General features: G+C 39.2%; 7 protein-coding genes. 4 read left to right on the top strand and 3 right to left on the bottom strand.

What is annotated here, in order from left to right; all coding sequences use genetic code 11:
- On the top strand, positions 1-893 hold an 893-nt coding region (gluP, locus tag ACO1O5_RS02530), incomplete at its 5' end, for a glucose/galactose MFS transporter (protein WP_486268149.1).
- A 50-nt stretch (positions 894-943) separates the two neighbouring features.
- Here gluP and ACO1O5_RS02525 read toward each other — a convergent pair.
- The 3 genes from ACO1O5_RS02525 to ACO1O5_RS02515 form a co-directional block, all read right to left on the bottom strand.
- On the bottom strand, positions 944-1141 hold the full coding sequence (locus ACO1O5_RS02525; protein WP_486268147.1) for a hypothetical protein: 198 nt from the start codon (positions 1139-1141) through the stop codon (positions 944-946).
- Positions 1142-1152: 11 nt separating this feature from the next.
- Complete coding sequence (locus ACO1O5_RS02520) at positions 1153-2814, bottom strand: sodium:solute symporter family protein (protein ID WP_486268145.1); 1662 nt, start codon at positions 2812-2814, stop codon at positions 1153-1155.
- Between the two features lie 125 nt (positions 2815-2939).
- The gene (locus ACO1O5_RS02515; protein WP_486268143.1) at positions 2940-3965 is read right to left on the bottom strand and encodes a LacI family DNA-binding transcriptional regulator; all 1026 of its coding nucleotides are present in this window, start codon (positions 3963-3965) and stop codon (positions 2940-2942) included.
- A 508-nt stretch (positions 3966-4473) separates the two neighbouring features.
- Here ACO1O5_RS02515 and ACO1O5_RS02510 point away from each other — a divergent pair.
- The 3 genes from ACO1O5_RS02510 to ACO1O5_RS02500 form a co-directional block, all read left to right on the top strand.
- Positions 4474-7467 (top strand): SusC/RagA family TonB-linked outer membrane protein, encoded by a 2994-nt coding sequence (locus ACO1O5_RS02510; RefSeq protein ID WP_486268141.1) that lies wholly within the window; start codon positions 4474-4476, stop codon positions 7465-7467.
- 23 nt (positions 7468-7490) lie between these two features.
- Entirely contained in the window at positions 7491-9173 is a 1683-nt protein-coding gene (locus ACO1O5_RS02505; protein WP_486268139.1) for a RagB/SusD family nutrient uptake outer membrane protein, read from the top strand.
- Between the two features lie 148 nt (positions 9174-9321).
- Positions 9322-9574: alpha-N-acetylglucosaminidase N-terminal domain-containing protein (locus tag ACO1O5_RS02500; protein ID WP_486268137.1), on the top strand; the 253-nt coding region annotated here is incomplete at its 3' end.

The raw sequence follows: 9574 nt of genomic DNA, 5'->3' as shown, positions 1-9574 counted from the left end.
TTCAAAGTGCAGCAAAGCGGATCAGCATTATGGGCATCTGTAATAAAACGGCGGGCATGCTTAGCCCGATAATTGTAGGTGGCCTGGTTTTAAAAAATGCAACTTCCATCGAGGAGAAAATTATGTCTGCGACTGATATCAATCAAAAAGACATCCTGTTAAATGACCTCGCCCACAGGGTGATCACACCCTATATCATTATTACCGTAGTATTAATCATCATGGCCCTCATGATCACCAAATCATCTTTGCCTGAAATTGCATCTGATAAAAAAGAAACCAATGTTCACCAACCAATCCTCGAAAAAGCGAGCGTGTTCCAATATCCCCATCTAATGTTAGGGGTATTATGTCTTTTCCTATATGTAGGAGTGGAAGTAATGGCAGGTGATGCCATTGGAACTTACGGGAAACACATGGGCATGCCGCTGGATCAAACGAAGTACTTTACTGCATTTACTTTGTTTGCAATGTTGGCGGGGTATGTTATTGGCATTTTTACCATTCCCAAATTTATTTCGCAACAAAAGGCGTTGGCTATCTCAGCTATATTGAGCATTATTTTTACAACAGGTGTTTTTGTTACGACTGGCTACACTTCTATAACTTTTATTGCTTTGCTTGGCCTGGCCAATGCATTGATGTGGCCCGCCATTTTTCCACTGGCTATTGACGGGCTTGGGAGTCATACCAAATTTGCTTCTGCGCTGCTTATAATGGGCATTGCGGGCGGAGCGGTAATCCCGTTGGTTTATACGAACCTGAGAGATGCAGTACATCTCTCCAATTCACTATCTTTTTTTACATGTATGCTTCCCTGTTATGTCTATATTTTTTATTATGCCGTTAAAGGATTCAGGGTTGGAAAACCTTTTGTATTGGCGGTAGCATAAAACCCTTCTGAAAAAATAGAAAGACGAATAGAATAATTTATTGAAATGGGTTATGCCTGTACGTCTTTATCATCTTTCCTGTTGAGAAAAGTCATAAGCACGCCAAATACAAGAAAGGAAAATCCGGTGTAAAAATTTAGTTTATGCGCCAACACATCAGAAACTAATCCACCAATTATCAGCACTAATGAAATAAGTATAAAGAAGATTCCGATTACAAAACCAAGGTTATTTAATTTTTTATACATGATGAATCTTATTAAAAGAATATAAGGTTTAAGAGGATAGTAATCGCTATTAAAATAAGGCCCAGTGGCACTACCCGCAGGTACCATTTATCCTGGTGATAAGTTGGCTTTTCCGTTAACGAATAGACAAGCCCTTTTAATTCAGCTTCTGGTTTTGGCTTTGTGAACAGGCTTACGATAATGGTTGTACAGAAATTTACGATCCATGATACGGAAGCAACAATGAAAGCCTGTCCCATGCCACTGTGTATCTCGTATAAAGGATAAATCCAACCTCCTTTGCCTTCGGCTAATGTAAGCCCGTGAGTAAGCGCAGCGGCGATAGTACCGGCGAGAAGTCCGAAGAAGGCACCATGACCGGTTGTCCTTTTCCAAAACATTCCCAATAAAAAAGTAGCAAACAAAGGCCCGTTTACAAAACTAAACACGAGCTGAAGAAAATCATTTATGTTATTAAAGCTCTTGGCGATGTATGCCGTTACAATGGATAAAAGTATGCCCGCAACGGTAACTACTTTTCCTACGATAAGATAATGCCTGTCTGATTTATTTTTTATGAAGTAAGATTGATAAATATCAAAAGTAAATACAGAGTTGAATGCCGTTACATTACCAGCCATTCCGCTCATAAAGGAAGCGATCAGTGCTGTAATACCTACGCCCAGCAGGCCTGTTGGATAATAATGTGAAATAAGCGAGGGCAACGTCATCGTGTAATCGAGACCACCTTTCCCATCGGAAGGAATACTAAATCCTCTTGATGCCAGGGCTGGTTGTAAAAGCGCAATAGCAATAACACCGGGTAACACAACAATTAACGGCATAAACATTTTTGGGATAGCAGCAATAATAGGAGTTCGCTGTGCGGCATTCATATTTTTTGCCATCATGGCTCTTTGTACCACAAGGAAATCCGTGCACCAATAACCAAACGACATAACGAAACCCAGCCCGAATATTAACGACATAAAATTTATCCCCATCGGGTTCGCATCTGCATGGCCCATATATTTCCACGCATGCGTAAGTTGTGGTTGCAGCAATGTTTTAATATTTGCCCAACCACCGGCGTCGTGCAATGCTACCACTACAAGAGGGGAGAGGCCCAGTACTATTAAGAAAAATTGAAGTACCTCATTATATACAGCACTTGTTAATCCACCGAGAAATGTATAGATCATTACAATGCTTGCCGCCAGCCAAATGGAGACATCAAAGTCCCAATGCAAAATAACCTCAAGCAATTTTGCCAATGCATATAAAGAAATACCTGATGAAAAAATTGTCATCACGGCAAATGAAACTGCGTTTAGCCCTCTTGTTTTTTCGTCAAAGCGAAGCTTCAGGAATTCAGGAACACTCCTGGCCCTGCTGCCATAATAAAATGGCATCATGAACACGCCAAGAAATACCATCGCGAATATGGCGCCGACCCAATAAAAATGAACTGTCATAATTCCATACTTCGCTCCGGATGCCACCATGCCGAGCACTTCCTGTGCTCCCAGATTCGCCGATATAAAGGCAAGACTCGTAATCCATAATGGTATGTTTCGTCCGCTGGTTAAAAAATCATTACTTGTCTTAATTCTTTTCTTAATTATGAAACCAACGCCTATAACAAAAAGAAAATAAATGATAATGATGAGGTAATCTGCAATGTGAAGATTCATATCAGTCGTACAATTAATTAGGAAGGAATACGGACACAATATATTATTTATAATTACAATTACGGAAAAAGTTTTTCATAAACTTTATAAAAATTATAAAATGAAATAATAGATAGTTTAAAAACTCAGGAGGTGAGTGACGAGGTTCTCGCAACCAGCACTGAGGGTAATACGATTGCCTCATCGGCAAGATTATATTTCTTTTTTTCGATCCCTTTAAATAAAAGTTCTGCAGCGGTTTTACCAATTTCGAAAGCTGGTTGGGTGATGGTAGAAAGCGGGGGATTCAGTATGGGTGCAGTTTCCATCGTTGAGAATACAATAACTTTTAATTTATCCGGGATAGAAACGTTGGTTTCACTACATATCAGATAAACAGTCATTGCCAATCTTTCAACAGAAGCAACAATACCATCAGGTGGGTTGTTACCTGTGAGTAGTTTCTTAATTTGCGAATATACCTCGGCGTTAGTTCCCTTGCATTCAACAATGGCATTGTCCGGTTCATTAATATTTTTTTCAATAAGCGCCGCTTTAAATCCGTCGGCTCTTTTGTTGCAGATGCTAAGGCTCGTAGATATTGATAAAAATACAAGGTTATGGCAACCGTTGTCTATTAAATGTAATGCTGCCTGGTAGCCACTTTCGTAATCATTGGTGGTTACGCTTGCAGCATGAATGCCCTCAATCTTCCGATCAAAAAAAACAACAGGTATATTTTCATCCAGGAGTTTTTTTATATGTTCGGCGTTAGTTGTTTCGCTGGTAACGGAAATCAAAATTCCGTCTACGCGGCCACTGCTACATTCATTGACGATTGATATTTCATTTAAAAATTTTTCATGAGAAAGATAGATTAATACATGATATGCTTTTCGTTCAGCTACTGATTGAATACCGTTAATAGCCAATGAAAAAAAATTGTCTGCAACTTCCGGAAGTATAACGGCTATGGTTTTGCTTTTCTTATTTCGAAGGCTGCTTGCATAAGGATTCATGGTGTAATTAAGGCGTGACGCGGCTTCCAGGATTATTTTTTTTGTTTGTTCACTAATCTCGTGACTGTCACGCAAAGCTTTTGAAACAGTAGCAACTGAAACATTTAATTCCTTTGCAAGTTCCTTCATATTTATTTTTTTCTTCTCCTGCATTTTTATCAACCATTAAAAACTCATATAATATTTATAGTGTTGCACTGGCATTTACGAAACCGGTTTCGTAAATAAAACTATGCTTTTTTATAAAAGTGATACAAAAAAAAAGGAATTTAGCATTAATAAGTTTAGCGAGAGAAAAACGATTGCATATCAAATTACGGATTGCAATTCTACATTAAAGACAATAAGGGATCAGGCGAAATTGTTTTGATTTTATATACAGGCCAATTTGCTTCGCCATCGAAAGTGATTCAAATATGATTGGATGAGTGGTTTATAGAGCGATCAACCTATAAATTGCTCGTTGAATCATGTGATGATAATGTACTGATATGTCCGGAACATTTTAAACACACGATAAAACTGTTGTGTTTTTTTAATGAAAATTAAATAAGTGTGAAAAAAACATTTATTATTTAATACAATAATTATTAATAACCATAAAAGTAAAATGCGTATGAGAGTGCTTCGTTTTATGCTGCTAAAAAAAAGAGTGGCTGCAATGTTAACAATCGTAACGTTATTACCTGCCATAATGATGGCCCAGGCAGGCGGTAATAAGGAAGTTACGGGAAAAGTAACAGACAATTCCGGTAACGCCTTGTCGGGAGTAACCGTTAGTGTTAAGTCAACGTCAACTGCCACGGCCACCAATGGCAGAGGCGTTTATACCATTAAGGCTAAAGAAGGAGACGTGCTTGTTTTCAGCTCTGCTTCTTTTTCTCCTAAAGAAGTTGCCGTAACTGCTGCGTCGGTATATAATGTAGTGATGGAAGCTTCCGTGACTACTTTGGGCGATGTTGTGGTTGTTGGGTATGGTAAGTCATCTAAAAGAACGCTTGCCAGCGCTATCACATCCGTTAAGCCGGAAGAATTCAACCGCGGTTCCATAAGCGATGTAGGGCAGTTATTGCAGGGCAAAGCCCCTGGTTTAAATATTACTTCGAGCGGGGATCCTAACAGACCTGCTGCGGTTATACTGCGAGGTCCGACTACCCTGAACAGTTCTCAAGGCATATTTTATGTTATTGATGGGGTGCCTGGTGCTGATATTGCAAGCGTTGCTCCCGATGACATTGCTTCCATCGACATTCTAAAAGATGCCGCAGCTACAGCGATTTATGGTAACCGAGCATCAAATGGTGTTATAATAATCACAACTAAAAGGGCCAAGAAGGGTGAACCCATGCTATCCTATAATGGCTATGTGAGTCTTGAAAGTGTATCAAGCCAATTAAAAGTAATGGATGCAGCTCAGCTGCGTGCTTTTGTAACAAAAAATGGGTTGGCTTTTACACCAGCAGATGATCAGGGTGCCAGTACCAATTGGCAAAAGGCCATTGAACGCAGCAGCGCAATCGCTCATAACCACAATATTTCGTATAGTAATAGTGGCGAACATGGCGGTTACATTGCCAGTATTAACTATTTCGATAAGGAAGGAGTTATTCAAAGCACCTCGTTAAATCGCGTAATTGCAAGATTAAATGCAGAACAAAATGCCTTTAAAGACAAGGTGAGATTTGGTTTAAATGTAAGTAACTCCGTAAGTATTGATAATGATTTACCTTATCGCAATACCATATTGCTGCAATCTGCATTGCATTTACCTATCAACCCAATAAAAAACACAGACGGTACTTATTTTGAAAACTTCCAAAAGAGCGCCTATTACAATCCTGTTGGTATGCTCAGGAACGAACAAATGAAAACGAAGACTAATCTATTGGTTGGAAGTTTTACTACCAACGTGAAATTGCCTTTTGGTATAACTTATGATCTAAACCTTACCTATCAAAAATCAACGTCTTTGTATGGGGCTTATCTCACTAAGTATTTTACCAATAATTACAACGGTATGTACGATAATCCTGATCCAGGCTACTACGGACACGGTTTGCAAACATTTGGTGTAAATGGCCAGGCAACAAGAAGCGCTTATGAGAATACCAATAAATTGTTAGAAACTTATTTTACATGGGATAAAAAATTCGGCGGGCACAGTATTAATGCAGTGGTTGGTTACTCATGGCAGGATAATATTTACGGTGATGGATTTTCAGCTACCACAAGCAATTTCCCTGCAGATAATATCGCCTATAACAACCTGGCATTAAGCAGCCCGACTACATATGGAAATGGTTTATATTTTAGCGGGGATGGTGCCTATCAACATACCCGGTTAATATCAGATTTTGGTCGCTTAAAATATAATTACAAAGAAAAATATTTATTGCAGGCTTCCCTAAGGAGAGATGGGGGTTCAGTATTCGGGGCTAATCATCAATGGGGTTATTTTCCCTCTGTAGGTGCTGCCTGGCGCATTGGTGAAGAAGAATTCATGAAGAAACAAAACGCAATTGGCGACTTAAAATTACGGGCAAGCTATGGCGTTACAGGTAACTCTTCAGGATTTAGTGCATATACAGCACAATTCATTTCGGGCACTCGTGGAAATTATTACTACAACGGAACATTGGTTTCAGCATATGGGCCTACCCAGACAGCCAATCCGGATTTGCAATGGGAAAAGACAGCAACAACTAATATTGGAGTTGACTTTTCCATTGTTAACAAAAGAATTAATATAAGTTTCGATTGGTATGATAAGAATACAACTGGTATGATTTGGAATTATAGTGTTGACCCAATGTTAGTACCGTCAGGTAGTATCGTTGCTAACGGCGGAAGCATGAGTAATAAAGGCGTGGAATTGGGCATCAGCGGAGTAGTAGTACAAGGCAAAGATTTTTCATGGACAACCAACCTAAATCTTGCGCACAATGAAAACCTGATCACCAAATTAACTAATCCGTTCTTCATTGGCGGTGATTCTATTCAGGTTGCTGACCCCGAAGGTGGTGGCCAATCTGGAAGATATGTCCAATTATTAAAACAAGGTCATCCACTGGGTCAGTTCTTCACATTTAGTTATGCCGGCAAAAATTCATCGGGTATTTCACAATACAATAAACATGATGGTACCCTTACAACTAACCCAAGTAACGGAACAGATTATTATTATGCCGGTAATGCACAACCGAAATTGTTGGTTGGTTTTTCGAACACACTCAGGTATAAGAATATTGATTTGAATATTGCGCTCAGGGGAGTATTTGGCAACAAGATTATGAATGCGACACGTGCCGATCTGTTCCGTCCGGCAACGGCAATGAGCACTAATATTTTGGCAGATGCCGCGAATGAATTACCTACCGATGCAATAGATTACACATACTCTACGCGTTTTATTGAAAGCGGCAGCTATGTACGTTTAGACAATGCTACTTTAGGCTACAATTTCGGTAAAATAGGAGCAGGTAATTATATTAAATCATTAAGATTATATATTGCTTCCAACAACTTGTTTGTAATTACAAAATATAAAGGAATAGATCCCGAGGTTAACCAGGGCGGAATTGCTCCCGGTGTTGATTATAACAATTTCTATCCTAAAACAAGAACATTTTTATTGGGCGTAAATGTTTCTTTTTAATTAACAAATTAATAAACATTAAAATGAAAAAAATTCTTAGAAATTTTGCGTTAATATTAATAACGGCAGGTATCATAAGTTCTTGCCACAAACTTGATGTTCCGGTTACAACGGAATTGACACCTTCTGTTTTTCCCCAGGATTCATTGGGATATATTCAAACTGAGCTTACTCCTTACGTTGCACTTGATGGAAACCTGGCACAGGAATATTTCTTTCAGCAATCTTTCAGTACTGACGAAGGTATGATGCCCGCCCATGGCGGTAACTGGTTCGATGGCGGGCAAAATATGCAAATGCATTACCACACGTGGACAAAAGATAACGGATATGTAAATGGTAACTGGGGATGGATTGCTCTTATAATTAGTTCAGCAAACCAGGCAATATCGATATTAAATACAACCATGCCGGCAAGTGCTAACAAACAAATGAAATTAGCCGAACTAAAACTCTTGCGAGACTATTCTTTTTTTATGCTCATGGATAACTGGGGTAACGTACCGCTCGATACTGTCTACGGAGATTTTACGCCGCATGCCAATGTACCAACAGCGCAGGTATTCTCCTTTATCGAAAATGACGTTAAAAGTAATATTCCATATTTAAGCACTACAGTTGATCAATCTACCTACGGACGGTTTACTGCATATGGAGCGTATGCGTTATTGGCAAAAATGTATCTCAATGCCGAATATTACACGGGTACACAGCGATATAACGATTGTATTGCAGCTTGTGATTACATAATCAATTCGGGCAAATTTAATGTGGCCGCATTGTCCGATTATATGGCAATGTTTTCTCCAACCAATGGGCCAAATTCGCCCGGCAGTAAGGATGAATTTATTTTTGCAGTTCCTTTCAATGCCAGCGGGTCAGGTTGGACTGGCCGGGCCGCAAACTATCATGCACGGTATGATGTGCCAAGGTCTATGGGTAAAGTTGGTAACGGTGCGGGATATAATTATTTTAAGATTCCTTATGACCCCGCAGGGCCAGCAAGTACCTTGCCTGAATTCTATGCTAACTTCAATGATCCCAATGATGTTAGAAACAAACAATGGTTAACCGGTTTGCAATATTTGCCTGATCATGTCACTCCTTTAACTGTTACTACCACTAATGCCGGATATGATCAATATTATAGTGGTGGCGATCCTGGGGGGGCTTATACCTACCAGGTAAATTTAACACCTAATGTTGTTTTAAGACAAGACATTGCGAATGGCCAAAACCCCTACGATGGTGTTAACAATAATTTTGATGTAGGTAATGATGAAATTGCATGGAACCAGGGATACAGAAATGTAAAATTTTATCCCGATGCAACATCTCCAAGCAGAAATCAAAATAATGACATAGCAATTTTCCGTTATTCAGATATTATTTTAATGAAAGCAGAAGCCATCTTGCGCGGCGGTACAGCTACTTCAGGTCAAACTGCTTTATCATTGGTAAACTCTATAAGAAGTAACAGAACAACTTCTGCGGCCTGGACTAACGTAACGCTGGACAGTATCTACAGCGAACGTTGTCGTGAACTCGCCTGGGAAGGATGGCATAGAAATGATATGATTCGTTTCGGCAAATTTGAAGGCAGCTGGGGCTATAAAACCAATACTGATACATATCGTCGTATTTTCCCGATTCCAACTTCTGCTTTGTCGTTGAATCCTGCGTTGACGCAGAATCCCGGATATTAATATTTGTTTTTATAACGCACTCATTAATCAAGTATAATCACCATCCCCGGGGTATTCTTGCTCCGGGCTTTTTATGACTGTTAAAAAATGTATGTTGAAAGTTAAGTGAGAGCGTCTAAATTGCCGCTACATCGTTAAATTGCTTTGGATGAAAAAGTTATTGATTTTTGGAATCTTATTATTTTACTGGCCTAACCTGCAGGCACAACCGGACTTAAATTCCTCCAGGGCTTTATTAACACGTATTATTCCGAGGCAGGCAAGCCGCTTTACCATCCAACAAATTCCTACGGAAAAAAATAAAGATGTATTTGAGATTGAAACAGCAAACAACAAAATAATTTTAAGAGGGAACGATGGAGTAGCGATTGCATCAGCCTTGTATTATTATCTTAATGAAT

The organism is Ginsengibacter sp. (assembly GCF_057362405.1).
This window is presented reverse-complemented; position numbering and strand designations above follow the sequence as displayed.

What these genes read in the sequence shown, in the direction of transcription:
- ACO1O5_RS02525 (WP_486268147.1), bottom strand. Translation starts at nt 1,141, where the DNA reads ATGTATAAAAAATTAAATAACCTTGGTTTTGTAATCGGAATCTTCTTT.
- ACO1O5_RS02520 (WP_486268145.1), bottom strand. Translation starts at nt 2,814, where the DNA reads ATGAATCTTCACATTGCAGATTACCTCATCATTATCATTTATTTTCTT.
- ACO1O5_RS02515 (WP_486268143.1), bottom strand. Translation starts at nt 3,965, where the DNA reads ATGCAGGAGAAGAAAAAAATAAATATGAAGGAACTTGCAAAGGAATTA.
- ACO1O5_RS02510 (WP_486268141.1), top strand. Translation starts at nt 4,474, where the DNA reads ATGTTAACAATCGTAACGTTATTACCTGCCATAATGATGGCCCAGGCA.
- ACO1O5_RS02505 (WP_486268139.1), top strand. Translation starts at nt 7,491, where the DNA reads ATGAAAAAAATTCTTAGAAATTTTGCGTTAATATTAATAACGGCAGGT.